Source organism: Bifidobacterium callitrichos (genome assembly GCF_008698085.1).
GTDB classification, from domain to species: Bacteria; Actinomycetota; Actinomycetes; order Actinomycetales; family Bifidobacteriaceae; genus Bifidobacterium; species Bifidobacterium callitrichos.
Genome location: NZ_RZJP01000003.1, coordinates 285,607 through 311,509 on the forward strand (window position 1 = coordinate 285,607; position 25,903 = coordinate 311,509).

At 61.8% G+C, this 25,903-nt stretch carries 24 protein-coding genes; 10 read left to right on the forward strand and 14 right to left on the reverse strand.

The window, feature by feature from the left end; translation table 11 throughout:
- Nucleotides 1-30 precede the first annotated feature (30 nt).
- A complete protein-coding gene (locus tag EMB92_RS08225) occupies nucleotides 31-573 on the reverse strand; it encodes a GNAT family N-acetyltransferase (RefSeq protein WP_150394468.1) in 543 nt (180 codons plus the stop codon).
- 408 nt (nucleotides 574-981) lie between these two features.
- Between EMB92_RS08225 and EMB92_RS08230 the strand changes: the two genes are divergently transcribed.
- Complete coding sequence (locus EMB92_RS08230; protein WP_150394469.1) at nucleotides 982-1,809, forward strand: aldo/keto reductase; 828 nt, start codon at nucleotides 982-984, stop codon at nucleotides 1,807-1,809.
- Nucleotides 1,810-2,311: 502 nt separating this feature from the next.
- Here the strand turns inward: EMB92_RS08230 and EMB92_RS08235 are convergent.
- From EMB92_RS08235 to EMB92_RS08255, 5 genes are all read right to left on the reverse strand, one after another.
- The gene (locus EMB92_RS08235; protein ID WP_150394470.1) at nucleotides 2,312-2,656 is read right to left on the reverse strand and encodes a hypothetical protein; all 345 of its coding nucleotides are present in this window, start codon (nucleotides 2,654-2,656) and stop codon (nucleotides 2,312-2,314) included.
- Between the two features lie 234 nt (nucleotides 2,657-2,890).
- Nucleotides 2,891-3,313, reverse strand: a complete 423-nt coding sequence (locus EMB92_RS08240) for a hypothetical protein (RefSeq protein ID WP_150394471.1) — start codon at nucleotides 3,311-3,313, stop codon at nucleotides 2,891-2,893.
- Nucleotides 3,310-4,050, reverse strand: a complete 741-nt coding sequence (locus EMB92_RS08245; RefSeq protein ID WP_150394472.1) for an ABC transporter ATP-binding protein — start codon at nucleotides 4,048-4,050, stop codon at nucleotides 3,310-3,312. Before EMB92_RS08245 ends, EMB92_RS08240 begins: the two co-directional genes overlap by 4 nt.
- Nucleotides 4,051-4,095: 45 nt before the next feature.
- Nucleotides 4,096-6,108: a bacteriocin-associated integral membrane family protein gene (locus EMB92_RS08250; protein ID WP_223847642.1), complete on the reverse strand. Its 2,013-nt coding sequence runs from the start codon at nucleotides 6,106-6,108 to the stop codon at nucleotides 4,096-4,098.
- Nucleotides 6,109-6,126: 18 nt separating this feature from the next.
- Nucleotides 6,127-6,534 (reverse strand): lactococcin 972 family bacteriocin, encoded by a 408-nt coding sequence (locus EMB92_RS08255; RefSeq protein ID WP_081887429.1) that lies wholly within the window; start codon nucleotides 6,532-6,534, stop codon nucleotides 6,127-6,129.
- A gap of 192 nt (nucleotides 6,535-6,726) precedes the next feature.
- Between EMB92_RS08255 and EMB92_RS08260 the strand changes: the two genes are divergently transcribed.
- Together EMB92_RS08260 and EMB92_RS08265 are read left to right on the forward strand one after the other, a co-directional pair.
- Nucleotides 6,727-7,416, forward strand: coding sequence for a response regulator transcription factor (locus EMB92_RS08260; RefSeq protein WP_150394473.1), 690 nt, complete (start codon nucleotides 6,727-6,729; stop codon nucleotides 7,414-7,416).
- Nucleotides 7,413-8,708 carry a sensor histidine kinase gene (locus EMB92_RS08265; protein ID WP_150394474.1) on the forward strand — a complete coding sequence of 432 codons (1,296 nt, stop codon included), beginning with the start codon at nucleotides 7,413-7,415 and terminating at the stop codon, nucleotides 8,706-8,708. Before EMB92_RS08260 ends, EMB92_RS08265 begins: the two co-directional genes overlap by 4 nt.
- Before the next feature lie 298 nt (nucleotides 8,709-9,006).
- Here the strand turns inward: EMB92_RS08265 and EMB92_RS08270 are convergent, their stop codons facing one another.
- Nucleotides 9,007-10,884, reverse strand: coding sequence for an oleate hydratase (locus EMB92_RS08270; protein ID WP_150394475.1), 1,878 nt, complete (start codon nucleotides 10,882-10,884; stop codon nucleotides 9,007-9,009).
- A 287-nt stretch (nucleotides 10,885-11,171) separates the two neighbouring features.
- Between EMB92_RS08270 and EMB92_RS08275 the strand changes: the two genes are divergently transcribed.
- Both EMB92_RS08275 and EMB92_RS08280 read left to right on the forward strand, forming a co-directional pair.
- The gene (locus EMB92_RS08275) at nucleotides 11,172-11,612 is read left to right on the forward strand and encodes a DUF4258 domain-containing protein (protein ID WP_150394476.1); all 441 of its coding nucleotides are present in this window, start codon (nucleotides 11,172-11,174) and stop codon (nucleotides 11,610-11,612) included.
- 23 nt (nucleotides 11,613-11,635) lie between these two features.
- Nucleotides 11,636-11,869, forward strand: coding sequence for a DUF2283 domain-containing protein (locus EMB92_RS08280; protein WP_150394477.1), 234 nt, complete (start codon nucleotides 11,636-11,638; stop codon nucleotides 11,867-11,869).
- Between the two features lie 229 nt (nucleotides 11,870-12,098).
- Here the strand turns inward: EMB92_RS08280 and EMB92_RS08285 are convergent, their stop codons facing one another.
- Nucleotides 12,099-13,457: an ABC transporter substrate-binding protein gene (locus EMB92_RS08285; RefSeq protein ID WP_190973614.1), complete on the reverse strand. Its 1,359-nt coding sequence runs from the start codon at nucleotides 13,455-13,457 to the stop codon at nucleotides 12,099-12,101.
- 141 nt (nucleotides 13,458-13,598) lie between these two features.
- Between EMB92_RS08285 and EMB92_RS08290 the strand changes: the two genes are divergently transcribed.
- Nucleotides 13,599-14,756 (forward strand): LacI family DNA-binding transcriptional regulator, encoded by a 1,158-nt coding sequence (locus tag EMB92_RS08290; RefSeq protein ID WP_150394479.1) that lies wholly within the window; start codon nucleotides 13,599-13,601, stop codon nucleotides 14,754-14,756.
- A gap of 7 nt (nucleotides 14,757-14,763) precedes the next feature.
- Here EMB92_RS08290 and EMB92_RS08295 read toward each other — a convergent pair whose 3' ends face one another.
- Nucleotides 14,764-15,189, reverse strand: coding sequence for a DUF4186 domain-containing protein (locus EMB92_RS08295; protein WP_150394480.1), 426 nt, complete (start codon nucleotides 15,187-15,189; stop codon nucleotides 14,764-14,766).
- A gap of 550 nt (nucleotides 15,190-15,739) precedes the next feature.
- Here EMB92_RS08295 and EMB92_RS08300 point away from each other — a divergent pair.
- Nucleotides 15,740-15,952 (forward strand): hypothetical protein, encoded by a 213-nt coding sequence (locus tag EMB92_RS08300; RefSeq protein ID WP_043166344.1) that lies wholly within the window; start codon nucleotides 15,740-15,742, stop codon nucleotides 15,950-15,952.
- A 120-nt stretch (nucleotides 15,953-16,072) separates the two neighbouring features.
- On the opposite strand, the gene EMB92_RS08305 is transcribed toward EMB92_RS08300, so the two are convergent.
- Nucleotides 16,073-16,768 carry an ECF transporter S component gene (locus tag EMB92_RS08305; RefSeq protein ID WP_150394481.1) on the reverse strand — a complete coding sequence of 232 codons (696 nt, stop codon included), beginning with the start codon at nucleotides 16,766-16,768 and terminating at the stop codon, nucleotides 16,073-16,075.
- Between the two features lie 208 nt (nucleotides 16,769-16,976).
- Between EMB92_RS08305 and purB the strand changes: the two genes are divergently transcribed.
- From purB to EMB92_RS08320, 3 genes are all read left to right on the forward strand, one after another.
- Nucleotides 16,977-18,413: an adenylosuccinate lyase gene (gene purB / locus EMB92_RS08310; RefSeq protein WP_150394482.1), complete on the forward strand. Its 1,437-nt coding sequence runs from the start codon at nucleotides 16,977-16,979 to the stop codon at nucleotides 18,411-18,413.
- 16 nt (nucleotides 18,414-18,429) lie between these two features.
- Nucleotides 18,430-20,886, forward strand: a complete 2,457-nt coding sequence (locus EMB92_RS08315) for a lysylphosphatidylglycerol synthase transmembrane domain-containing protein (protein ID WP_223847643.1) — start codon at nucleotides 18,430-18,432, stop codon at nucleotides 20,884-20,886.
- A gap of 116 nt (nucleotides 20,887-21,002) precedes the next feature.
- Complete coding sequence (locus EMB92_RS08320) at nucleotides 21,003-21,287, forward strand: HU family DNA-binding protein (RefSeq protein ID WP_043166340.1); 285 nt, start codon at nucleotides 21,003-21,005, stop codon at nucleotides 21,285-21,287.
- Nucleotides 21,288-21,361: 74 nt separating this feature from the next.
- Here EMB92_RS08320 and EMB92_RS08325 read toward each other — a convergent pair whose 3' ends face one another.
- From EMB92_RS08325 to dop, 4 genes are all read right to left on the reverse strand, one after another.
- Nucleotides 21,362-22,873, reverse strand: a complete 1,512-nt coding sequence (locus EMB92_RS08325) for a proteasome accessory factor PafA2 family protein (RefSeq protein ID WP_150394484.1) — start codon at nucleotides 22,871-22,873, stop codon at nucleotides 21,362-21,364.
- Nucleotides 22,873-23,079: a ubiquitin-like protein Pup gene (locus EMB92_RS08330; RefSeq protein WP_043166336.1), complete on the reverse strand. Its 207-nt coding sequence runs from the start codon at nucleotides 23,077-23,079 to the stop codon at nucleotides 22,873-22,875. Before EMB92_RS08330 ends, EMB92_RS08325 begins: the two co-directional genes overlap by 1 nt.
- A gap of 124 nt (nucleotides 23,080-23,203) precedes the next feature.
- The gene (locus EMB92_RS08335) at nucleotides 23,204-24,052 is read right to left on the reverse strand and encodes an inositol monophosphatase family protein (protein WP_150394485.1); all 849 of its coding nucleotides are present in this window, start codon (nucleotides 24,050-24,052) and stop codon (nucleotides 23,204-23,206) included.
- Nucleotides 24,053-24,098: 46 nt separating this feature from the next.
- Nucleotides 24,099-25,784 carry a depupylase/deamidase Dop gene (gene dop, locus EMB92_RS08340; protein WP_150394486.1) on the reverse strand — a complete coding sequence of 562 codons (1,686 nt, stop codon included), beginning with the start codon at nucleotides 25,782-25,784 and terminating at the stop codon, nucleotides 24,099-24,101.
- Nucleotides 25,785-25,903 lie beyond the last annotated feature (119 nt).

The following is a 25,903-nucleotide window of genomic DNA, read 5'->3' on the forward strand; positions in this document are numbered from 1 at the left end:
ACCGCCCGATCGTCGCACCTCACCGTCAAATCAGAATGTCAATCGCATTTGATGCCAGACGACGCCTCCATGCGTGGAACCGCTGATCCCTTCGTCCACATAACCGAACCGCGCGTAGAAGCCGACAAGGCGATCCTTGCAGGTGAGCACCAGTCCCTTGCGCCCGGCGGCGCGCGCATCGGCTATGACACGGCGCATCAGCAGGCTCGCATACCCGCGACGCCGGTATTCCGGCGCCGTGTCGACACCGAAAATCATCTGCCACGCACCCTTTGGATTATGACCGGACGGATCGTCGTACATGTCGTCGGTCAGATCGGGTCGATCCGTGGCGAACCCATTGATGAACGCGATGATGCGGCCGGCGTCCCGTCCATTGTCGCAGCACAGCAGCCAGAAGCACTCCGGATACACCGCGACCCTCTCGCGGATCGTCTCCCGGTCGGCGGCCTCCGCCGGCGGGAAGCACGCGGATTCGATCGCCGCGATCGCGTCGACGTCCGATGCGGTCGCGTGCCGGATCGTCAATCCCGATAGCTCGACACCGATCGCGTTCCCATTCCCATCGCCCATTCCATCCATGACCCCATTATCCATCGTCCATCATTGGTTGCGCAGCACATACTCAACGTTTACAGTGGCGTCCTGCCACGTGTCCACCGCAACCACAAAATCACCGCCACAACCACCACATCTCAGCGCAACAAATTCCGGAAATAAGCCCATTGCTCCGGAATATGTTGCGCTGAGTCGGAGTGAGTGCAACAATCTCGGGAGCTCAAGGCCGATTTCGGGAGATTGTTGCGCTGATGACCGGTCAGTGCAACAAATTCCGGAAATGGCCGTTCCGCTCGGGAAATTGTTGCGCCGGGAATCAGACTCGAACCATCGAGAATGGGCGAGAACGGGCATCTCAGGACGCCATGGCCGACCGTACAATGGCTGACGAAGGGAAAACACCATTGCCACGAAGGGAGCATCATGGCGATTCAATCGACGATCACGCTGAACAACGGAACGGTCATCCCGCAGGTGGGACTGGGCGTGTTCCGGACGCCGGACGGCGACACCACGGTCAACGCGGTCACTGCGGCGCTCGAAGCCGGATACCGCCATATCGACACGGCGATGATCTACCGCAACGAGGCGTCCGTGGGCGAGGGCGTCCGCCGTTCCGGCGTGCCTCGCAACGACATCTTCGTGACGACGAAGCTGTGGAACGACGACATCCGCGCCCGCCGCGGACAGGACGCGTTCGAGGAGAGCCTCGATCGTCTCGGCCTCGACTACGTGAACCTGTACCTGATCCACTGGCCGGCCGACGGCTGGCAGCAGGCGTGGGATGACCTGCAGGCGATCTACGCGTCCGGCCGCGCGAAGGCGATCGGCGTGAGCAACTTCCAGCGGCATCACTTGGAGGAGCTGCTTGCGAATTCGGACGTGAAGCCGGCGGTCGACCAGATCGAATCCTCACCGCAGTTCGCCAATCAGGAGCTCATCGACTTCGCGCACGCGCAGGGCATCGACGTGGAGGCGTGGAGTCCGCTCGGCGGCACCGGCGGCACGCTGCTCGCCGACCCGCGTCTGTCCGAGATCGGCGCGAAGTACGGCAAGTCGGCCGCGCAGGTCGTGATCCGCTGGCACATCCAGCGCGGCGTCATCGTCCTGCCGAAGTCCACGCACGCCGAGCGCATCCGCCAGAACCTCGACGTCTTCGACTTCCAGCTGTCCGACGCCGACATGGCCGCCGTCAACGCGATCGACACCGGCCGCCGCAACGGCGCCGACCCGGACGATTTCGACTTCTGACTGGCGATAGCCTGCCGGCACTTTCGTTCCGCCTGTCCAGCGTTGACCGCGGGGGATGACGGTACGCTGATCGGGACACGCTCAAGGCCGCTCGGCCAAGCCTACGGTCTCGATCAGCGTACCGTCATCCCCCGCTCCTTGCTGGTTTAGCTGTGGTTCCGTTGCGGCTTCGTCATCACTCCAATGACAAAGAAACCCACTAGTATCCTCCGTTGGAAGTTCGTTGTTGAATTGGCCACCCCCTCGGGCCCGCTTCGAAGCCTTTCCACACGCCCATACGGCCCACTTTCTATTGACTTTCTATTGAACACACACATTTCGTCCGATCCTGTAGGATCCGACGTTGAGTGGGTGGTGGGAAGTGGCGAAAACGTTTGATTCCGTAGGGTCCGAGACGTCGATCGGGGTGGATCGGGGATGGATGCGCGATGAGTCGCGATGGTCTGCCACTCAGTGCATGTCAATCGGTTGATGTTCGTTGAGCGGCAGAAAACCGTGCCGCTCAACGCAATTTCGGTGGTTTTTCACGTTGAACGGCAGACAAATCGGCGACAGGGGCGGTCCTTGCGATACCGGCCATTGCAGAATCGTTGGAAAACAGCCATTTTGACAACACGTCAAAAAGTCGGCGAGGCAGCAATGACGTATCGTCGTGCCGCTCAACGCCAAAAACACTGAAAAATGCGTTGAACGGCACAGCCAGAGCATAGCCGGACGGCACAGCTGCAGCACAGCTGGACAGTATGGCTGAACGGCACAGCTGAGGCGTGGCCGGGCGACGCAATTGAGTCGGTCTGCGATGGCGCGGCCGAGTGTCTAGTACCTCCACCGGAAATTCGTTGGTCACATCCCATCTCCCCTTGTCGGGGCGTCGCCGTTGGCCAAAACGTCACCGTGAAGAAAACAGCTTCGCCGTTTGCAGGCAACGTGCGGGGCCGACAGGCGAGCCAGCATGACGCGCGCAGCGCATCCGTAATCGCAGGACGAGCCAGACCGCGAAGCAGGCCTGAAGCAGGTCTGAGGAGTGGTCAATTCAACAATGAATTTACGGCGCAGGATACTAGTCGATATCTGTGCCTTGTCAGAACAATCCTGCTCCTCCAGACTGAACCAACGAAGCGTATATTCCGAGTTCCGCCTGGTCAAGGATCTTCATGATGGCGTTTCGCTCGTCCTCATCTCGGTACGTGATCTCCAGATAGCCTTCATCTTGCGATGCCGTGGGACAATCGGCATGTTTGACGGTGATCGAGACGCCTTTCCCAACGGCTTTGATCGAATCGATGGTAGATCGATGCGTATCATAGGCATCCTGCGTCGATTGATACGACGTGAGGTCATCGCATGGTAGTCCCGCGCTGCCTCTTCTCATCGGGATGACGCCCGTCAGGATTAGACCGACCGCGATCGCCGCGGCTACGACGAAAGCGACGGCTGCGTATACCACTTTCCGACCGAGACTTGTCTTACGGTTGGCCTTTGTCGAATTGTCCGCGTACTTCATTGAGGCTCCTTATGTGTTTTTGCGACATTCGCACTGTAAGTGACGGATCGTTCGTCGGATGCCGCTGTTGCAGTATCGCCCAAACTCGCGTTGCTGTGATTGCCCACCGGATAATTCCAGTCGCATGAAGACATCAGAACAGGGTCATGAGTGGCGATAATTACGGTCGTTCCCTCGCCGGCCCGGCGTCGCAGTAGATCGATGACGATCTGACGATTGTGCGCGTCGAGTGATGCAGTGGGCTCGTCCGCGAAGATCACCGATGCATTCTTGTATATCGCGCGCGCAATACCGAGGCGCTGCTTCTCCCCTCCGCTGAGGTGGGATGCAGGTTCCTGGATTCGCTTCGCCAAACCTGTTGCTCTGAGCGCCTCATGGATTCGTCTACGGTCTCCCCCGGCACGCTGACCGAATGGGCCGAGTTGCATGGATACGTTGAACTCCACGCTTTCCTCGTCCATGATGCCGTAATCCTGGAGGATGAACGAGGCCGTATCGTGCCAGAATCGTCTGCGTCTGCCGGACGACGCATACGTGACATCCTCATGGTCGATGATCAGCCGCCCGTCATCGGATTGTTGCAGAAGTCCAAGAGTGTGCAGCAGCGTGGTCTTCCCGCATCCGCTGGGTCCGGTGAGGGCGATCATGCCACTTTCCGGAATATGCAGATTGATGTGCTCAAGAATTGTCCGTCCGGCGATGTGCACCGTCAGATTGTCACATTCTATGGTGGTCATGAGCTTCCTTTCCATGGCGTGTTCAAAATATCCACGCAAAAACGGTTACAGAGTGCGGGTGTTGACGGCCTTGAACATACGCCGCACGGACAGGATGTGGGACAGAGCCGAGACGAGGATCGCCAGTATCGTCAATGCGCCGGTTGCCAATGCCGCCGTGGCGCCCGTCGAATGGAGCGCGATCATGGTGATGACGGCTCCCGCCGCCAACGCCGCGCCGCTTTCCGCAAGTATCGTGAATTCCGCCAAGCGACCGGCGAGGATACCGTTCAACATGAGCGGGTAGTCGTGTCTGGCACGTAGTGCGGCGCGCACCATCGCATGCACCATGACCGTCAGTGCGAACGAGACGATGAGCATGACGAACGCCGCGGCCTGCAGCCAGGCGAAATACGTGGAGAACTGGCTCTGCAGGATCTGTTCCTCGGCGACATAGCGTACCTGAGCCCGTTGCGCTAATCCGGCACGCTGCAATCTGGATCGCACGTCCTGTAATCCCGTCATCACAATGTTGCGGGTGGTTGCCGCCGGCACCAGAAATCCGGAGTCGGAGAATCCTGAATAATCGTCAAGGACGATGAGCGTCAGTCGTTTCGGGAAGAGCATGGTGTCTGAGCCTCCTTGAAGCACCGGTATCGTGTCGCCATCGATGATGTAGTATCTGGCCTGCCTGATCATGTCCTCACCGTGGCGTGAATCCGATGCCCATCCCGGCAGCTGGGAGACGACATCCTTCGCCTCCGTCGACAGGCGGTCCTGCGAAACACGTATGGCATGTTTCATATGTTTCGGATCGACCCGCACCAGATCAAGCCAATCTTCCGTGACCAAGGCCACCGGATCGGTACCGGTCTCCCCGGTCGTTTCCGGGGTGAACGTATAGGAGAGGGCCCCCTTCCCCTCACTTTCCATGGCGCGTAACACGTTCGCGACCTTGGCATCCAGTCGCGGATCGTCATTGTAGGACAGGGCTATCGAAACTTGATCGGACAGACGTTCCCACACGCGCTGCTCGCGTGCCGACGAATCGGCTGACGCCATGGCGGACATCGCAGGCGCGGTTACCGCCAGTACCGCCACGAACACAACCGACTTCATCGCGAGAGCCGACCGTCGCAGACCGATGTTGCCGGATGCGCGACGCATGATCATCACGGTCGAAGGCCATGAAACCGCGCCCACGATCAGCATCGCCACGAACAGTCCGGACAACATCACGCCCTCGAGCACCAACAACATGCGAAAGAAATATGGTATAAACACGAGCCCCTTGATCACACCAACCGCCGTGACCGCGGTGATGTCGATGCAACTTGCCGCGCACAGCGACGGCACCAGAACACCCATCATATCGTCCTTCTGAATGCGCCATGTCGAAACGCCCGCCAACACACGCAATGCCCGCGAACGAACCTTGGATGCCATCCAGTACAGGACCATCGTCGCTATCAGAGCAAGAGCCGCCGCCATCGACATCATGAAACTCAACTGCGATACCAGCAGACGTATATCATCACGTAGCGAATCAGTGCCCCATGTCACCGTCACCCCGTTGCGGTTCAGCCAGTCATGCAGCCCGACATCTGACTGGTCGCCGCGAATCAGGTAGTACTGTCCGCTGGCGGATGCCGACGATAGACGAGAATCCGACACCACTGTGGAATCCGGCATGTTGCCGAAACGTCTGATGGATGTTCCCACGGGAAGCCGTCCGCGTGCCGTAGCATCCATCGCGACAAACACCTGCCGTTCCGCGGCATCGCCGTCAAGATCAGGCATGACCTTGACGATGCCGAGCTTGCGCTGATCGCCGATGTTGGTGAGTTCCCGCAGCGCCCATGCGTCATCCATGCCGGATGATTGGAAATCCAGCATCATCGAAACGTTGGCGTGGATTCCTTGTGGCAATGCACGATCATGTAGATCACTGGATATGACGGACAGCAATGAAGCGAGCAGGAATACCAACGTGGATACCGCGAAAAACAATCGACGATGCATAAACCACACTCTCAATGAAAAAAGAAAAGCCGATGCCAATCTTGAAAAGAATGCCACCGACTAACTACATGACAATTAAAGAACGCGGTAGTAATAAGCGTCGTTATTTCCCCAATAATTCACAGCATACTTCTCTGCAATAGAACGCTTGCCACGAGCGGTATCAATACTGCGAACAGTCGATCCGTTCAATGAAACCGAAGAACCATGAACTCGCGTACTATGCGTGTAATACGAACGAATCTTAACATTCCAGAAGCCCCATTCCCAAACTCCCCCTTGGGCAGGATACTGAGTGTGCTTACCCTCAGGATTAAGCCACAAAGGCTGAATTTCGTATTCTCCATTCTCCGAAGTAGGAACGATAACATCCAACTCTGCCGCAGATGCAGATGCCACTGGAATAAATGTCATCGAAACACACGTCAGCAGTACAACTGCCAACTTTTTAATCCTAGATGCTTTATCCTCAATAATAGACATAATGTTCTCCAATTTATATCAATACTACATATACACAATCCAATTGATATCAATAGGAACTATGTATTGTAGTGATCTGGATTATTTCCAGAACAATTTCAATGTATCAACACTCAGGCAGAGTGCTCCACCCATGTCCCTCCATAAGTGACATAACAGAGTGTCGAAAACAACCAGCCGTATCATCAAGGTATGAAGCAAGACGGGGAAAAAGTGACGTTGGGGATCGTGGACAACGATCACCTGACGCTGGCCGCGCTCTCGAGCATACTGCGCGATCTGCCATGGCTGCGCATATTGTGGACCACAGTCTCGGGAGATGATGCGGTTGACAACTGCCTGAATCCGGGAACGCGACCGCAGGTGGTGCTGGTCGACATGTCCATGGAGGTCACAAGCGGCGCGGAGGTGTGCAGAACGCTGCGTCGCCGATCGTTACCGGTCGGATTGGTGTGCATGACTTCGTTCGCGTTGGGCAGCTATGCCCGCATCGCCGCCGAGGCTGGAGCTCAGGCATTGATTTCCAAAACGGATCTTCGTGGATTAACCAACGCGATTCGGCATGCGTCGGCAGGTCTGGCAGTGCAATGTCCCGTTGACACTTCAGTCCAATTTCCCGATGTGCAGTCCGCGACCTCAGCCAATGATGCTGATGCAATGGATTCTCGACATACACACCATGCGGATGAGAATCGACTGTCTGCTCGAGAGATCGAGATCCTGCGCATGTACTCTGAGGGATTGGAGACCGAGGAGATCGCCCATTCACTATCCTTAAGCAAATTCACCATCGGCACATATGCCAAGCGAGCGATGGCCAAACTGCATGCACGAAACCGAATCCACGCCATCATTCTGTGCGAGAAACGCGGTCTGTTATGAATCGGAGCAACAGCAATGAAACCAGCACAATCGGATATCTCTCGCATGAACAACGAACCATGCCCAACGACGCCGTATGGCAGGTCGCACGCATAATCGCAGTTGCTGCGAGTTATGGATATGGAATCGTTCTATTGGCAGCCGATCAGATGGTGGGAACGATCGATTGGATCGGTTGCATACTTGCCGCGGCCGTCATGGCGCTGTGCATCATCACCTTACGGTTCCCCGTAACCGCCGTATCGATGCAGACGACGCTGCTGATAGGCATCAACGCCATCCCTGCACTGTCACCATTGATGCTACCGTTGTTCCCATCATTCGCCACCGCGTTGATGGTGTTGTCCTATCGGTTATCACTTCCGGGGATTGCCCTAGGGATAGCCCAATCCGTCATCGTCATCATCATTCATGACATGCTGGGCATGACCGGTGTAAACCCGTCGCACACTCTGGACATGATCATTGCGGTTGCGCTTCCCGCAGCCTCGTATCTCGGCATCGGATTGCACTGGCGCAACGACGTCGCGAACATGCGTCGCATGAATCGGGAACTGGAACGGCAACGAGAGATCAATGCGGAACGGCAACGGCGCGAAACGATAGCCGCCACACTTCATGATCAGGTGACCAATAGACTCGCCTATCAGATACTACGCATGCAGCATGATTTGCAAGCATGGCAGGAGCGGCCTGCACAACCTGACCAATACCGGGCTGAGATCATCCAACTTGCCGATATATCGCAGGAACTGCTCAAAATCGTACGATCAACGATCGACGTTCTCAGCTCGGAAACACCGATCAATGCCGATTCCACTGGCCGGAATTCGTTTCCCAAAACCGATGCATCGCTTGCATCACCTGATCCCGATACCGAAATGGAAATGTTTGTGGCCCATCTCGCACAGTCCGAAGAGGAAATGCGCAATATTGGATTCACCATCAGCACGTCCATCACGGGCAACATTCCTCAGAATTACGACCCAATGACACTGGATATCATCCACGCAGGCATCGATGAATTCACCAGTAATATGATCAAATATGCTGACCCAAACGATGCATGCAGTCTTGGCATCACTATCACGCCAACTGATATAACAGTCGCTTCGAGCAATGCAGACGCCGGTTCCACCCGCACGCACACCACGCGATCCTTTACCGGCGGCAGAGGCCTGTCTCGGCTCGATAGAACGGCTGCCGCAGCCGGCGGAACGCTATCGCGAGAACAGCACGGTCCGATACGGGCATTTCACCTCCGTGTGCCGTGGCATCAGTTAGGCAAATGAGACATACCCGCAGTCTCATGACCAAGATCTCTCGCTGAAGGGCGGTCAGCGAGAGATCATTGCTTATCTCTGACGGAAATCTCTCGCTAACCACCCCCGTAGTGAGAGGTTGCCGTCTCTGAACAACGATAACCTCTCGCTACAAGGGTAGTTGGCGAGAGATGACGGCTGGTCAGCTACCGTTATCTCTCGCTGCGGAGCGACTTGTGAAAGATAACGGTCATCTGATGACCGTTATCTCTCGCCGTATGCCCCGCAACGGATGCAGCAAGCGAGGCGCGGGGTGTCGTATCGGGCGTCAGATGACGTGGTACTCGCGCAGCAATGTGGCGATGTCGGTGCCGTCGAGCTTCTTGAGGATCTTGCCGAGCACGGCCTTCTCCACGAAGTTGAGCTTCATGTCGGTCACAGGTGCGCCGTCACGCAGCTTGACGGTGGCGTTGAGGAGGTTGCGCACGTCGTAGACGCTGCCCCACACCTCGGGTACGCCGCGATCGACGTCGAGCAGCGTGTACACCGCCTCCATGCCGGTGCGCATCGAATACTCGGTGGTGAAGATCGTGTCGCGCGGGGTCTCGGCGAACTGGCCGAGGAACGCGAAGTTGACGGCGCCGTCGGGTACCACGTCCGGACGGTCGCCGGCCGCGCGCGGCATGAAGAAGGCCGTGATGTACGGCATCATCACCGGCACGGTGTTGGCGTGGGTTTTGGCGAGCGCCTCGATCTTCTCCGTGGGAACGCCCATGTGGTAGAGCCATTCGGCGCAGATCTCCTCGCCGGTGCATTCGGTCATCGGCTTCTTGATGTAGTTGCCGGGCTTGTCGGGGAACAGGCCATAGACCCACACGCACAACTGGTCCTTGGGCTGGTCGCGGAACTGCTGCTGGCGGTTGAGGGTCCAGCTCATGAGCCAGTTGGAGTCGGTGACGGTGATAATGCCGCCGGTGACGACGTGGCCGCTGAACGGGTCGCGCTTGCAGATGCGCTTGATGTACGGCGGGATCTCGCCGTCGAGCGTGGTGACGGTGGCGCTCATCCACTTGGTGGCCTGCGGGTCGGAGCAGAACTTGTCCGGGTGGCCGAAGCTCGGGTCCTGTTTGGCGATGCGGCGCCACATGTCCCAGCCGCCGCCGGGCTTCAGGTCGGGGTTCCATGCTGCGGGCGCGTGCTGCGAGCCCATGGTGGAGTTCTCGACGCAGCCGCCGTTGGTGATGAACACGTAGTCGTCGGGGGTCAGGTCGATGGACGACTTGTCGCCTTCGTGGTCGATGTCGATGCGCACGGCAAGCTTCTTCGTGTCGGAGCTGAACGGGTTGCGCTTGAAGACGCCGGAGGTCGCCTGGATCTTGAGGATCGTGTCCTGGCCGACGCCGGTGTGCTCACGGCGCGGGCCGTCTCCGCCGCCAATCGCGAATTCGACGTTCTCGACCTTGGTGTTGTAGTGGAACTGCACGCCGTGCGATTCCAAGTACTTGACCATCGGCAGGATCATCGACTCGTACTGGTTGTATCGGGTGAATCGCAGCGCGGAGAAGTCGGGCAGGCCGCCGATGTGGTGGATGTAGCGCTTGATGTACAGCTTCATCTCGAGCGCGGAGTGCCAGTTCTCGAAGGCGAACATGGTGCGCCAGTACATCCAGAAGTTGGAGTTTAGGACCTCGTCGTCGAAGAAGTCGGTGATCGGCTTGTCGTAGAGCTCCTCATCGGGGGTGAAGAAGAGCTTCATGATCTCCTGTGACGCCTTGTCGGACAGGCCGAACTTGCCGTTGGTCTCGGCGTCGTGGCCGAGATCCTTGGTGGCGCGGCACAGCGAGTAGTTCGGGTCCTCCTTGTTGAGCCAGTAGTATTCGTCGAGGACGGAGACGTCGGGCGTCTCGATGGACGGGATGGAGCGGAACAGGTCCCACATCACCTCGAAGTGGTTGTCCATCTCGCGTCCGCCGCGCATCACGTAGCCGAGTCCGGGGATTTCGGCGCCGTCGCATGCGCCTCCGGGGACCGCGTCCTTTTCGAGGATGTGGATGTTCTCGCCGGGCATCTGCGCGTCGCGCACGAGGTAGCACGCGGCGGACAGGGCCGCCAGTCCGGTGCCGATGATGTAAGCCGACTTGCCGTCGACGCCTGCGGGCTTCTTCGGGCGCGCGAACGCCTCGTAGTTGCCGTTGGAATAGTACATGTTCCGCCTCCTTGGGGATTTGTTGACATACTGTCAACTTTTCTTAATGGACATATTGTCGCATTTACTTCCCTCTCGCCATAGACACTACGCCGGGTTTCGTCGAATATCCACCCAAATTCCATGACATCCGGCACGGCGGACGCATCTCGCAACCCGCCATCGCACAGCCATAACCATGCACCTTACGCCAGGAGCGTAAAAAACTAGACAAAAAAGATTTATTTCTTATTTTCATAGAGTCACATTGCCGCGCGGCGAAATCCACCCAACACGACAGGAAAAAGATGACCAAATTACGAAGCTGTTTGCTAGCCATAATTCTTTCTGCTGCTTTGACCTTATCGGGGACAGTGCCCGCAAATGCGGTAACTGCAGACTACAACACTCAAGTCGCAAATTACGGTATTACGACTGAAGACACTTCTAATTTTCCCATAGAAAGCTCTGACTCGGAGTACAACACTTCGGTACCTTCGTCTGAAAATACAGAATCCACCCCTTCCGCACGAGTCGCCCCTATCTTAATATGGTTGGGTGGCATTGCAGTTCGTCTGACGGCGCACGCGATTCAGCAGATGACAGCAAGAGGCATTTCGCAACAATTAGTTAAGCAAGTTCTCCTTAATGGCGTTAAAAGTAATGCCAATAAAGGAACTTGGAAATATGTCATGGGAAGGGGAAAAATAAAATCACAGTTATTCTTAGCAAAACGACCCATAATGTAGTTACCGCCTATCGAGGCTAACCAATGAACATCACCTACGATCCTGATGCCGACGCCGCATACATCAGCATAGCCGACAACATCGTTGAGGAACATGTACATCATACCGTTGAGGTGCCGTTCTTCCCCAATGATGAAAACTCATATGTGAATGTGGATTTCAGTCAGAATGGAAACATTCTTGGAATTGAAATTCTCGACGCATCATCACATCTCGATCCTCATGTCATTGCCTCTGCGCAACTGATTCACAATTGAACACAGCGAGGTATGCCTTCAGCATTGCCGTGAAAATGCCTGTTGACAGTCCCTGAGCCAGACCCCGGCGGGACGAAGAATCGGCCCGTCGAGCTGGTTCCGCCAACCATGCAAGCAGGACGAAGCCGGTCCTCCCCGAGGAAGTGGGAGGACCGGCTTCGCGGTTGGAGTGTTCAGGACAAGTCTTGAGATGAAGCGACCGGACCGACCGGACCAGCCGGATCGGCGATCAGTTGGTGACGGTGAAGCCCTGATCCCTGCCGTAATCGGTCAGCGCCTTCTGGAAGTCGGCGAGCGCCTGGCTCAGGGTCTTCTGGCCGCGGTATGCGGGTCCGAGGCTGTCGCCGTAGATGCTCATCGCGTGGGCGCTGAACGGCATGTACGAGAAGCCCTCGGAGACCTCGTCGGAGGCCTGGGCGAGCACCTTGTTGTATTCCTGGCCACCGAAGTAGTCGGTCAGTTTCGCCGACCCCTTGAGGAAGTCGTCGGACTTGAGGGTCTCGTGATCGGCGGGGAACGCGCCGTTGTCGACGCGCGCGTTGATGCCGTCGCGTTCGTGGTTGACGAAGTCGATGTACTTCCATGCGGCCTCCTGCTTCTTGCTGGAGGCGAGGATCGCGAGCGTGGATCCGCCGGCCTCGCCGTTGCTCGGCTTGGCGGAGGCGTCCCATTGCGGGATGGTGGCGACGCGGAACTTGCCGGATGCCTGCGAGGCGCTGGCGAGCAGGTTGGCGCTCATCCACGCGCCGTAGTTGAGCGAGGCGATGGTGCCGTCGCCCAAGCCACGGTTCCATTCGTCGGACCACGAGTTGATCTGCGTGTTGATGAGCCCCTCGTCGATCATCTTCTGCCAGAAGTCAGCGACCTTCTTGACGGCCGGGTCGCTGGTCAGGGTGATGGAGACGTTCTCGGCGTCCTTGATCTCGTACGGGCGGCCGCCGGCGGCCCAGATCAGGCTGGCGAGCATGGTGTACGAGCCTTCCGAGCCGGTGTCGGCGGTGATGTAGTGGCCGCCGCCGAGCGCCTTGATCTTCTTGGCTGCCTCGTAGTACTCGTCCCAGGTCTTCGGCGGTTCGGTGACGCCGGCGGCGTCGAACACCTCCTTGTTGTAGAACAGGGCGGTCGGGCCGGAGTCCATCGGCAGGCCGTAGATGCCGCCGTTGATGTTGACCTGGCTCCAGGTGCCGGGCGTGTAGAAGTCGGCGTAGTCCTTGGCGCCCTTGTCGGACAGGTCGGACAGCGATCCGGCGAGTGCGAACTGGGGCAGGGCGTGGTATTCGAACTGGGCGACGTCCGGCGCGCCGGAGCCGGCGTTGATGGCGTTCTGCAGCGAGGTGATGGTCTGCACGGCGGAGCCGACGTTGGTGACCTTGACCTTGATGTTGGGGTTCTCCTTCTCGAAGGTGGCCGTCGCCTGCTTGAGCGTGGGCTCCCAGCCCCATACGGCGATCTCGACCGGGTTGTCGGCGGTGCCGATGGTGCCGGACGCGCCGTTGCCTCCGTCTCCGCCGCCGCAGCCGGCCAGTCCGATGCCCAATCCCACGACCATCGTCGCCGCGGTGATTCTGCGCAGAGCCGTTCGCTTCATGTCGTTCCTTTCCTCAAGCGCAACGGCTACTCTGCCGCTGCGTTTTCGGCTTGCCATAAGCCGTGTAATCGTTTACGAGGTGACAGTGTACACTGATATGGAAACGTTTACAAACCAGTTGTCTACGATCGGAGGCGCGCCATGGGCGATCAATCGGGCGAAAACGGCGGAATCAGGCGCAAACGGGCGTCGAGGAAACCGACCATCATGGACGTCGCCCGCGTGTCGGGGGTGTCGTACGCAACGGTCTCCCGGTTCCTCAACGGCAACCCCCACGTCTCCCCCGAGGCCGGCGAACGCATCGCCGCCGCCGTGCGCGAGGTCAACTACATCCCCAACAACGCCGCCCGATCGCTGGTGCGTCAGCGCACGCAGACCGTGGCCTTCGTCATGCACGGCGAACCGGAGACCATCACCACCGATCCGAACATCAACACGATCATGGTCAACGCCAACCGCAGGCTTGGCGAGGCCGGCTATCAGCTGGTCGTGCTCATCTCCGACACCGACGAGGCCGCCGAACGCATCGCGCGACTGGTGCGCAGCGGATTCGCGGACGGATGGATCCTCAACAACCTGCACGTCGGCGACCGCCTGTTCACCGTATTCCGCGAGTCGAACGCCCCGGTGGCGGTCTCCGGCGTGGGCTATGGCGGACAGTCGCCATTCCCGACGGTCGACATCGACAACCATGCGGCGTCGACGGCACTGACCCGGTACATGCTCGATCAGGGGTACCGGCGCATCGCCTACTTTCGCGGTCCGAACTTCATCCCCTGCTCGTACGGGCGATTCGAGGGGTTCCGCAGCACGATGAAAGGCCTGTTCGACCCCGATCTGGTCGTCGACGCCTACGGCTGGAGCCGCGCCGACGGACGCGAGGCCGTGCGCCTGCTGCTCGCGAAACTCGCCGGAATCCGCAACGACGGCGCTGACGGCGACTCCGGCGACGCCGGAGATATCGACTTCGCCGGAGTCAATCCCGACGCCCTCGACATCGCGCAGCTGCTGCGCGATCACGGCGTCGACGCGATGATGTGCGCCAACGACTGCATCGCCGCGGGCGCCATGCAGTATCTCGTCTCGCACGGGGTGCGCGTGCCGCAGGACATCGCCATCGCGGGGTTCGACGACAGCCCCGATGCGGCCGCGTCCACTCCCCCGCTGACCACCGTCCGCCAGCCGATCGGGCGATTCGGCATCGAGATGGCGGACATGGTGCTCGCCCAGATCGAGGGCGACGAGCCGAAGCGCATCGTCTGGCTGCCCACCGAGGTCGTGCCGAGACAGTCGGCGTGAATCGGATTCAGAACAGGGTCGGCTCTAAGGCGGACGGTTTTGGCTTTGCGGCCGGCGCCGGATGGTTCTTGAGGTCGCGTTCGATCCATGCCATGACGAGGTCGGCGAGGCGGTTGATCTCCATCTCGCTCAGCGCACGGCCCTTGGGGATGTGATGCCATTTCTCGATGCATCCGCGGCAGCAGGTGGCGGTCGCATGCTGCGCAGTGAACACCGGGTGGCCCTTCCACGGGGTCTGGCGACCGTCGTTCCTCGGGGTCGCATCGCCGACCCGATCGCGCAGCATCTCACGCGCGTGGCGATCGATCACGTCCCTGCCCTTGGCGCGCGCGTAGGCGCGGTCCCTAGCCGCAAGCGCGAACTTCGACCGGAACGCCGAATGGGACAGCCGCTCCAAAGTGTCCTCGATCCACCGCCGCTCATCGTCATCCATACGACACCCCCATCCGATCCGCCGCGTCCAGTCGAATCCAAGACTGTCGAATCCAAGACGAGCGTACCGCTTGTCACAACATGCGATTTCGGATGATTGTCGCGCGTCGTGACACAAATCACCGACGCGGCACGCCACCGACCGCGATCAAAGCAACGGGCAATATCGTGAAAATGGCGGAATTCCAAGCATTTCGACAACGCTCTCCCAGCCCCCTCCGCGCAAGCGATACGCCGCCCCTGCCACAACCCGCAATTCACACCGATTCCAGCACGTCGTGACAACGAAATATGCCACAACGCGCCGGAAGGACGATGAAAAGCGAGTTGTGACAATCCGTGGCGTTCCCGGCGGACATGACTCGCGAAAGATCCGAACCGCCGTCCCCTTCGACCGAGGGAAACGCCCGATACGCCCTACTCACCAACGACGGAAACGACTACAATACCGCTCTAGCCAAGGAATTCCGAGGGCGGGGTTCCCCCACACCGCCTCCTGCGACGCCGATGACGTCGGACGCGGACGGCGGCATGCAAGTCAAGGAGTCATCATGACCGGCATTGACGAAAAGGAACTGGACGAGAAGCTGGCCGAGGCGCAGACCATCGACGAGGTGATGGCGATCGCCAAGGAGGCCGGACACCCGCTGAACTACGAGGAGGCGGACGCATTCTTCGGACGCATCGAACAGGCCAAGTCCGACACCGCCGAACTGGTCGGCGACTCCGTCAGAACGCAGGCCGAGAAGGAGTTCGGCATCTGAGGAATCTGGCGCATCCCCCTGATACGCAAATGGCTTCCGTCCCCACGCAACGCCCATGCGACGCGGGGATGGAAGCCATTTTTCTTATGCGGCCGGTCTTATGATGCCGGAATCAGGGCATCAGACGCGGGAGGAGGACTCGGTGTCGATGAGGGCGCGGCCGGAGGCAAGGCGGTCGAGGGCGCCGGTTCCGACGAGTCCCAGCATGAGGAACCACGGCATGACACCGCTCAGGATCGCGCCGCCCGTGAGCTCGGAGATCATGTGGACGATGCCGCGGGGGCTCACGATCGAGACGCCCTGGTAGCGGAAGAACAGCAGGTAGAGGCCGTATTCGAGCGCGACGAGCAGGCCGGAGGCGATCGAGACCGGCAGGTTGAACACACGGTACCGGGTCAATGCGAACGGGATCTCGGCGAACAGGCCCTGCAGCAGCGCGGAGACGATGACGAATCCGACGCCGTACTGGCTGCCGATCACCGTCTCGACGAGCGTGCCGACGACGTTGACGTACATCGCGGCACCCGGTTTGCGCAGGATCAGCAATGCGAGCGTGCCGGAGAAGTACCACATCGCATGCGTCACGGATGCCAGTCCCGGCAGCACAGCGCCCAGCACGGAGGAGATCGGCATGTACGCGAAGTTGAATCCCCAGAAGATCACGCCGCAGGCCGCGCCGAGCGCCGCGCCGACGGCGATGTCGACCGGACGCCACTTGAGGCGGGAGGCGCCGAGAACGCCGGGGGTACCGGGAATGCCTGAAGGAACGGATGATGACGAAGAAGACGAAGATGGACGATTGTCGATTGCGGACATGGTACTCCCCTGCCAGTTACAGCCGCGCACAGTGATACCTACGGAGACGCCCCTTGACCTGCGCGGCTCGGGCGGGAGCGCCAATAGGCCAGTATAGGGGCGATTCGCACGTTTCAGGTAACGCGATGATTGATCGGCCCTCGCCCCTCGCCGCGGAGTCCATATTGCTATTGTTCGCGGTTCACGGCTGGAAGTACCCTAAAGAGTTATGAAGCTTACCGATATTTCCCCCGCAATCGCACTGACGCCGCTCGACGGCCGCTACCACAACGCCACCGCCCCGCTCGTCGAATACCTGAGCGAGCCGGCACTCAACCGCGAGCGCATGCGCGTCGAGGTCGAGTGGATGATCCTGCTGGCCAACGGCTTCGAGGGCAACGGCAACCGGCCGATCATCGACGGCGTCGAGCCGTTCACGGACGCCGAGAAGGCGTTCCTGCGCTCCATCCCCGAGGATTTCGGCGCCGAGGGCATCCGTCAGCACGCCGCGCACGAGGCCGTCACTCATCATGACGTGAAGGCCGTGGAGTACTACATCGACGATCAGTTCGACAAGGCTCCGGCCGAGCTCACGCACATCAACGATGCGCTGAAGACCCTCGTGCACTTCGCCTGCACGTCCGAGGACATCAACAACCTGTCGATCGCCCGTTGCGTGAAGAACGCGATGGAGCAGGTGTGGACGCCCGCGTTCGAGGAGATCATCGATCATCTCGCCGCCAAGGCCGACGAGTTCCGTGACATGCCGCTGCTGTCCCTCACGCACGGCCAGCCGGCCACGCCGACGACGCTCGGCAAGGAGCTCGCCGTCTACGTCTACCGTCTGAACCGCCAGCTGAAGCACCTGACAAGCCAGGAGTATCTGGGCAAGATCAACGGCGCTACCGGCACGTTCGGCGCGCATCTGGCCGCCTGCCCGGACGTCGACTGGATCGCCGTCTCCCGCGAGTTCGTCACCAACCGCATGGGCCTGACCTGGAACCCGCTCACCACGCAGATCGAAAGCCACGACTGGCAGGCCGAGCTGTACTCGACCGTCTCCCACGCGAACCGCATCATGCACAATCTGTGCGTGGACGTATGGATGTACATCTCGCGCGGCGTGTTCGCGCAGGTCCCGGTCAAGGGCGCGACCGGCTCCTCGACGATGCCGCACAAGGTCAACCCGATCCGCTTCGAGAACGCGGAGGCCAACTTCGAGCTGTCCTGCTCGCTGCTGGACACGCTGTCCGCCACGCTGGTGGAGTCCCGTTGGCAGCGCGATCTGACCGATTCGACCACGCAGCGCAACATCGGTTCGGCACTCGGCTACTCGCTGCTGGCCCTGCACAACCTGATGGGGGGCCTGAAGTCCATCCACCCGAACGAGCACGTCATCGCGCACGAGCTCGACACGAACTGGGAGGTGCTCGGCGAGCCGATCCAGACGGCGATGCGCGCTTGCGAGCTGCGCGGTCTGCCCGGCATGGACAAGCCGTACGAGAAGGTCAAGGAGCTGATGCGCGGCCACACGATCGACAAGGCTCAGGTCGAGGCGTTCATCGATCAGCAGTCCTTCGACGCCGACACCGCCGCGCGTCTCAAGGTCCTCACCCCCGCCACCTACACCGGTGTCGCGAGCAGGCTGGTGGACTTCGACCGCTGACAGACCGCTGACAGACGTGACTTCCATCGATTTCGACGAGACGACGCCGGGCGACCCCTCCAATCCGCATATCGACGATGTGCCGCCCAAGCGCATCCATGATTTCGGCGATCTGCTGCACGCGGGTGCCTCGGTGCTGCTCGCCGTCGTCGCGATGCTGTCGGCGATCTACCTCAATGGTTTCGTCTCCGGCATCGAATCGGACGCCCATCACGTGGCCGGGCAGACCCTCAACTGGATGGTCGACCTGCCCACGTCGATGCTGCAGCAGCTGGCGATCGTCGCGATCGTCGTCATGGCGATCGCCCAGCTGCTCATCTCGCGCGAATGGCTGCAGGCCGTGCTGGCGCTGCTCGCGCTGTTCGGCGGCATGGCCTTCGCGTGGGGCATCTCGATGGCCGTCTCCTCGATCGGCAACGCGACGATGATCTCCGCGCTCGGCTCGGCAAGCAGCACGTACGGGGTCGGGCTGCTGCCCGACTTCTATGCGGGGGCGGCGGCCCTGCTGACGGTGGCCGGTCCGCGCCGCACGCGCGCGACGGTCAAATGGGGGTGGAACATCCTCTACACCGTGGCCGCGCTGCTCATCCTGCTGTCGGTCAACTCGGTGGCCGGCGTGCTCGTCTCGTTCGCCGCCGGACGCCTGATCGGCATGCTGCTGCGCTTCGGCATCGGCACGAAGAACCAGGGCACGTGGGGCGCCGACCTCGTCCAGGCGCTGAACGGCATCGGCCTGCGCGTCACCTCGCTCGAACGTCGCGTGGATTCGGATCCGACATCGCGCGGATCGTTCCGCACCACGCTGGACGACGATCTGGTCGAGGGCTCGCGCGTCTACGACGTGCGCGACGATCTCGGCCGCCGGTTCATCGTCTCCGTACTCGATACGCAGGTGCACACCGCCGGATACATGCGCCAGCTGTGGCAGTGGATCCGCTTCACCGGCGTGTCGATGCGCCGCGACCGCTCCCCGCGCGAGGCCACGCAGCATCACATGCTGATGATCCTCGGTCTCAAGAACGCGGGTCTGTCGACCCCGCACATCTACGGCATTGCGGACACCGGCGAGTCGTCGATCCTCGTGCTGCGCGGCAACGATTCGATGCGCGAATGCAACCTCAACACCCTGTCCGACGACGATGCGATCGCCCTGATGCGCTACCTGTCCGTGGCGAACCGCCGCGGATACACGCACCGGCGCATCACCCCGGACACGCTGGCACGGCTCGAATCGGGTACACCGATCATCGCCGGATGGCAGAACGGCGACGATTCGAGCGCCGCGCCGAACGTGGCGCTCGATCAGGTCCAGCTGCTCACGCTGCTTGCCGTGCTCATCGGCCCGGAACGCGCCATCGCGGCCGGACGCACGGTGTGGGGCGACGAGCAGATGATCGCGTTGACGCCGTTCGTGCAGAAGGCCGCCGTCCCCGCCGGCACGCGCGCACTCATCGGGTGGGACAGGCATGTGATGGACGATCTGCGCGCCCGTCTGCGCGCGCTCGCGCCCGAGGAGGACGAGCGTGCGCTGGAGCCGGTGAAGCTCTCCCGCTTCTCGCCGCGCTCGTTCATCGGCACGGTACTGCTCATGGTCGCTGTCGTCGTCGTGTTCACGCAGCTCAAGCCGAACGAGGTGATCGCGGCCGTCAGGAACGCCAATCCGGTGATGGCGGTCGTCTGCCTCGTCTTCGAATTCCTCGCGATCCTCGGCTCGTCGATCGAGCTGGGCGCGTTCATCGAGAAGGACAGGCGCCGTCCGATCGGCATCTTCATGTCGCAGCTGGCGCAGGGCTTCGCCGTGGTCTCGATGCCCGCGGGCGTGGGCCCGGCGTTCGTGAACCTCCAGTTCCTGCGCAAGGCCGGGTACCGCAATACGACGGCGACGGCGATCATGACCGCGGTGATGGCCGTCTACTACGGCGGCACCGTGATCATGCTGGTGCTGATCGGCCTGTTCACCGGATCCACCGCGTTGAGCTCGATGATCCCGACGAACACGCTCATCACCGTCATCGGCGTCGTGCTCATGACGCTGGCGATCGCGATGATGATCCCCCCGGTGCGCAGGCTCGTCGCCGAGAGGCTGCTGCCGCTGGCCAAGGCGTACGCGCGCCAGCTGGTCGACGTGCTCTCCAACCCGCGCCAGCTGACCTTCAGCGCGATCGGCATGCTGCTGCTCAACGCGGCGACCGGCCTCGAGTTCTGGGCGGCCCTGCTGGCGTTCGGACACATGACCAACCCGTTCGAGACGATCTTCCTGTTCCTGCTGGCCAACGCGATCGGCTCGGCCGTGCCCACTCCGGGCGGCCTCGGAGGCGTCGAGGCGGCGCTGGTCTTCTCGTTCGGCGCGGCCGGAGTCCCGGCCGGCGTGGCCCTGTCGGCGACGCTGCTGTACCGTGCGCTGTTCTACTGGCTGCGCATCCCGCTCGGTGCGCTGGCGATGCGCTGGCTCGATAGGCGCAATATGGTGTGAAACCAGTAAAAACGTTGGAAAATGCGGCATCTGGTCACATCATGCGCTATCATCATTCATGACAAACAACGGACCGGCAATGCAGTAGCCAGTCCCCGGACAAAGAAGGATGCTTTATGGCATACAACAAGTCTGATCTCGTCTCGAAGATCGCCCAGAAGTCCAACCTGACCAAGGCTCAGGCTGAGGCCGCTGTCAACGCCTTCCAGGATGTGTTCGTCGAGGCCATGCAGTCTGGCGAGGGCCTGAAGCTCACCGGTCTGTTCTCCGCGGAACGCGTCAAGCGCGCCGCCCGCACCGGCCGCAACCCGCGCACCGGCGAGACCATCGAGATCCCCGCCACCTACGGCGTGCGCATCTCCGCTGGCTCCCTGCTCAAGAAGGCCGTCACCAACAACTGATTGTTGGCCAGCCGCGTTGCGACGCGCGAGACACGAATAAACCCCGACCATGACGGTCGGGGTTTTCGTTTAGGTCAACCGAGCTGGGCCATCAGCGCCCGGTATTCGGGAGTGGGCTCGGCGCTGAACGGGTCGAGGAGCGTCGCCTCGCGGCGCACAGGCGAGGAGACGACCAGCGTCGTCCAATCGCAGGAGAACTGCACGCCGGCGTCGAGCGCACGGCGTACAAACGCGCCGCGCAGTGCCGCGCGCGTGTCCTGCGGCGGGGTGTGACGCGGATCCGGCGCCTCGCCCGTTGCGGATCCTGCGCCCGCCACGGCGAGCGCGGGATCGACCGCCTCGTCCAGCTGGCCGTGCGAGACCAGCGAGCCGTACAGTCTGCCGTTGGCCACGTCGTGATAGTCGAGCTCCATGCGTTCGAGCTGCGCGAAGCCCACGTCGGGGCGACGCCGCCGCAGCGCCTCGGCCAGACGATACTTGGCCGCCCAGTCGACGCGCTTCGACAGTTCGGCGATGTCACGGCGTTCCAACGCGTCCAGCGCCCAACGCCAGTGATCGAGCACCAGAGCCACGGGCGTCTTCGGCAGCGAGGCGTTCATCGCGTCCGCGTGATCGCGCACGAATGATTCGACAACGCCCAGGTATCGGCGCTGCATCGCGAGGGCTCCGGCCGGATCGGCGGCATCAACACCGCCGTCGGCACCGGCGCCACCGTCCAGCCAGCGGCTCACCGCACGATTGGCGGCGGCCGGATCGTCGAACGCAAGATCCTCGAATCCGCTCGGGATCCCGCGTCTGACCGCATCCTCGATCACGCACAGCACCAGATGCGTGACGGCGAGCTTCATCCATGTCGCCCAGTGGGAGCGGTTCGAGTCGCCGATGATCACATGCAGACGGCGGAACGACTCCGGATCGGCGTGCGGTTCGTCACGCGTGTTGACCATCGGACGGGATCGCGTGGTGGCCGACGAGACGGCCTCGTCGAGGAAGTCGGCCCGCTGCGTCAGCTGGAAGCCGGTGCCGTCGGGCGTGAACCGCCCCGCGCCGGTGTACAGCTGGCGGGTGATGAGGAACGGCAGCAGCTGGCGTTCGATCGTCTCCAGCGGCACGATACGGCGCACGAGATAGTTCTCGTGGCAGCCGAACGCGTGTCCGGCGGAGTCGACGTTGTTCTTGAACACGTGGATCGCGGCGTGATCGCCGTGACTCACGCGAAGACGCTCCTGCGCCTGGGCGGCGAGCGAGGCCATGATCCGCTCCCCCGCCATGTCCTGCGCGAGCGCGTCGAAGGGGTCCCTCGCCTCGGCGGTCGCATACTCGGGGTGCGATCCGACGTCCAGATAGAGGCGCGAACCGTTGTCGAGATACGTGTTCGTCGACCGCGCGCGGGAGACGACCGGCTGGAACATCGTCATCGCGACCTGACCGGCGTCGACCGGTCCCCGCGCGCCGGACGTGCCGGTGACGGCCACCCCGTATTCGGTTTCGACGCCGAAGATGCGTTCGAAGCCGTTCAGTTCGGCCGCGGGAGTGCCGTTCGATTCGTGGGCCGCCCGCGTGCCGCTGTCACGCAGCTGCGGCATCACTCGCCGCCCTTTTGCACGAAGCTCTTGACGTACTCCTCGGCGTTGGTCTCCAGCGTGCTTTCGATGTCGTCGAGCACGGCGTCAAGCGCGTCGACGTCCGTGTCCGCTGCGGTCTCGGTCTGCGCGGCCGCGAGCGGCGCGTCCTGCTCGACCTGCTCGTTGTCGTTGCGCTGCGACTGACCCTGTTCGAATTGCTGAGGCATGATGGCCCGCTCCTTCCTGTTCGTTTCGATTCCTCTACGATACGCGACGGGCCCCGGGAACATGCTCCCGGGGCCCGTCATGCGGCCTGACTCGCGTCTTGCCGGCCACTTCCTACTTCTGGCTCTACTCCTGGACGAGGTAGGGCTTGAGTTCGCGGTCGATCATGCCGTTGGTGCACAGCACGTCGTTGGCGCGGCGCCAGTGGATGCCGTTGCCGTTCCAGCGGCGCAGCGTGCCCTGCGCCTCCCAGACGACCACCGCACCGGCGGAGATCGCCGGAATGTCCCACTCGTGCAGCATCGGCTCGAAGTACGCGTCGTACGTGCCGTCGGCCACCTTGCACAGGTCGAGCGAGGCCGGGCCGACGCGCTTGATGTCGGCGGGGCCCGCCTCGGCGAGTCCGGCCACGGTCTTCAGGGCGCGTTCCGCCTCGCTCGGCACGTAGGACATGCCGTAGCTGACGACTGCGCCGTCGAGCGTCGAGGTCATCGAGGGTACGACCTTCTCGCGCTTCTCACCGACCGGCGTGCTGCGGATGCGCACCGCGCCGGCGCCGCGGGCGGCCAGATAGGTCTCGCCGAGCGCCGGGGCGTGCACGACGCCGAGGATCGGCTGGGCGGCCCCCTCCTCGTTGAACTCGAACAGGGAGACGGTCACCGTCCATTCGCTCATGTTGCGAATGTAGTTGATGGAGCCGTCGATCTTGCCGACGCACCAGTAGCGCTGTCCGGGGCGGGACTGCGCGGGACGCGTCTGCCAGAAGCCGTCGAAGTGCTCCATGTCGGCCAGCCGGCCGGAGATGTAGCGCAGCAGACGGCCGTCGACGTCCACGTTGAACTGTTCGGTGGGGTTCTCGCGGGAGATGATCATGTTGTGCGGGGCCATCTGGTCCTGCAGCGCATGCTTGCCGGCCGCCTGGACGATTTGGGCGACCTTCATCGCGAGGTCACGCAGATTCTCTTGTTGTGCCATGGCTCACAATCTTATCGTTCGCTCGCAAGGGTGTACAACCCGCACGCTATCTGCCGCGAGCCGCGAGTTCGCCGATCGCCTCGGCGGCGTTGGCCGCACGGGCGACGACGCTCTCGACATTCTCCCTGCGGAAGGCGAGCGGATCGGACATGTCGAGGCTCACCAGATCCCCCGGCCGCACGCTCGTCGCCTCGGCGGCGGACGAGTTGCCGTACGTGTCGGCCAAGAGGTCCTGACCGTCCTCGCGCGGCACGCGCACGGTCAGATGCGACCAGCTGGCGGCGACGACGTCGGACGGGAACGCGCGCACGATAGCGGCGCGCAGCCAGGCGCGGGTGTCGGACGGCGGTTCGGACACGGCCGCGGCGAGCCGGTCGTCGTCGACGAGACGCTCGACCCGCCCCGCCTTCTCGAGCTTGGCGAACACCGATGCGGCCGGGTCGAGCGCCGCCCAGGACAGGTCGACGGCGGCCAGACGCGGGTCATTCCACCCGCTGCCACCGTCGGCGGCACCGGCGATCTTGCGGCGCAGCTTCTCCAGCAGCTGCCATTTGAGCAGCCATTCGATGCGTCCGGCCTCGGCCTTGAGCGTCAGTCGCGTATCGTCGTCGGCATGGCGAATCGCGGCGACGTCGGCGAGCGCCTGCCCCCACATGGCCATCACGTTGCGGGTCTGACGGTCCTCCCACGCAGGTTCGCCCTTCGTGTCGGTGCCGAGGATCGAGGCGGCGACCTCGTAGACGGCTCGACGCAGTTCGATCTGCATGAGCCATGCGTTGGTCTCGCCGCCGGTTTCGAGCGGTAGTGCGGCGGCGAGGCTCAGGTCGTGGGAGACGACGTGCATGGCCTCGACCGGGTCGGCGAGCTGGAGCCGACCGAGCAGGGCGTCGAGGTCGTAGCCGGCGTCCCGCGCGTGTTCGAGCGTCCACAGGAGCATCGAGGTGACGCCGAGCTTCAGGACCTGCGGCACGTCCATGCGGTTGGCGTCGCCGACGATGACGTGCAGACGGCGCTTGTCCGAGGTGGAGTGGGATTCGTCGCGCGTGTTGATGATCGGGCGGTCGAACGTGGTCTGCAGGCCGATCCTCGCGTGGATGTAGTCCGCGCGCTGGCTCAGTTGGAATCCGGCGGTCTCGCTGTGCTCGCCGAGGCCGACGCGCCCCGATCCGGCCCAGATCTGGCGGGAGACGAAGTGCGCGGTCATCAGGGCGGCCACGTCAGTGAACGGCACGGCGCGCGCCATCATGTAGTTCTCGTGCGTGCCCCAGCTGGCGCCCTTGCCGTCGACGTTGTTGCGATGCAGGACGATCGGCCGGCCGGTTTCGCGGATCTGAGGCTGCGCGCTTGCGGCGCGGGCGGCGGCGAGCATGAGCCGGTCGCCGGCGTGGTCGTAGGCAAGCGCCTCGAACGGGTCGGTCGTTTCGGGCGCGGAGTATTCGGGGTGCGCGTGGTCGACGTAGATGCGTCCGCCGTTGGGCGCGATCACGTTGGTGATGTTGAGCTGCGGGGAATCGGTGAGCATCTCAGGACGGGCCGAGGCGCGGTCGAGGCGGGTGCCGCGCGCATCGTTGACCGGGTCCTCCTGTCGGTAATCCCATCTGATGTGCCGTGTGGCGTCATCGGCCGCCGCCCCCACCACGGTGAAGCTCAGCTTGACCGGCTGGCCGTACGCCTCGCCCAGCTGCGAGACCGCGTACTCGGTCTCCGTCCCCATTACTCGTCGAACGCTCATGCCATCCCATAATAGCCATCTCGGACCGAACGCACCGGATCCCGAAAAGCTCGGTCCTCAACCAAGTGAGAACCGAGCATGTACAGACACGTGGGCGAAGTCACTGATGGCTATTCATC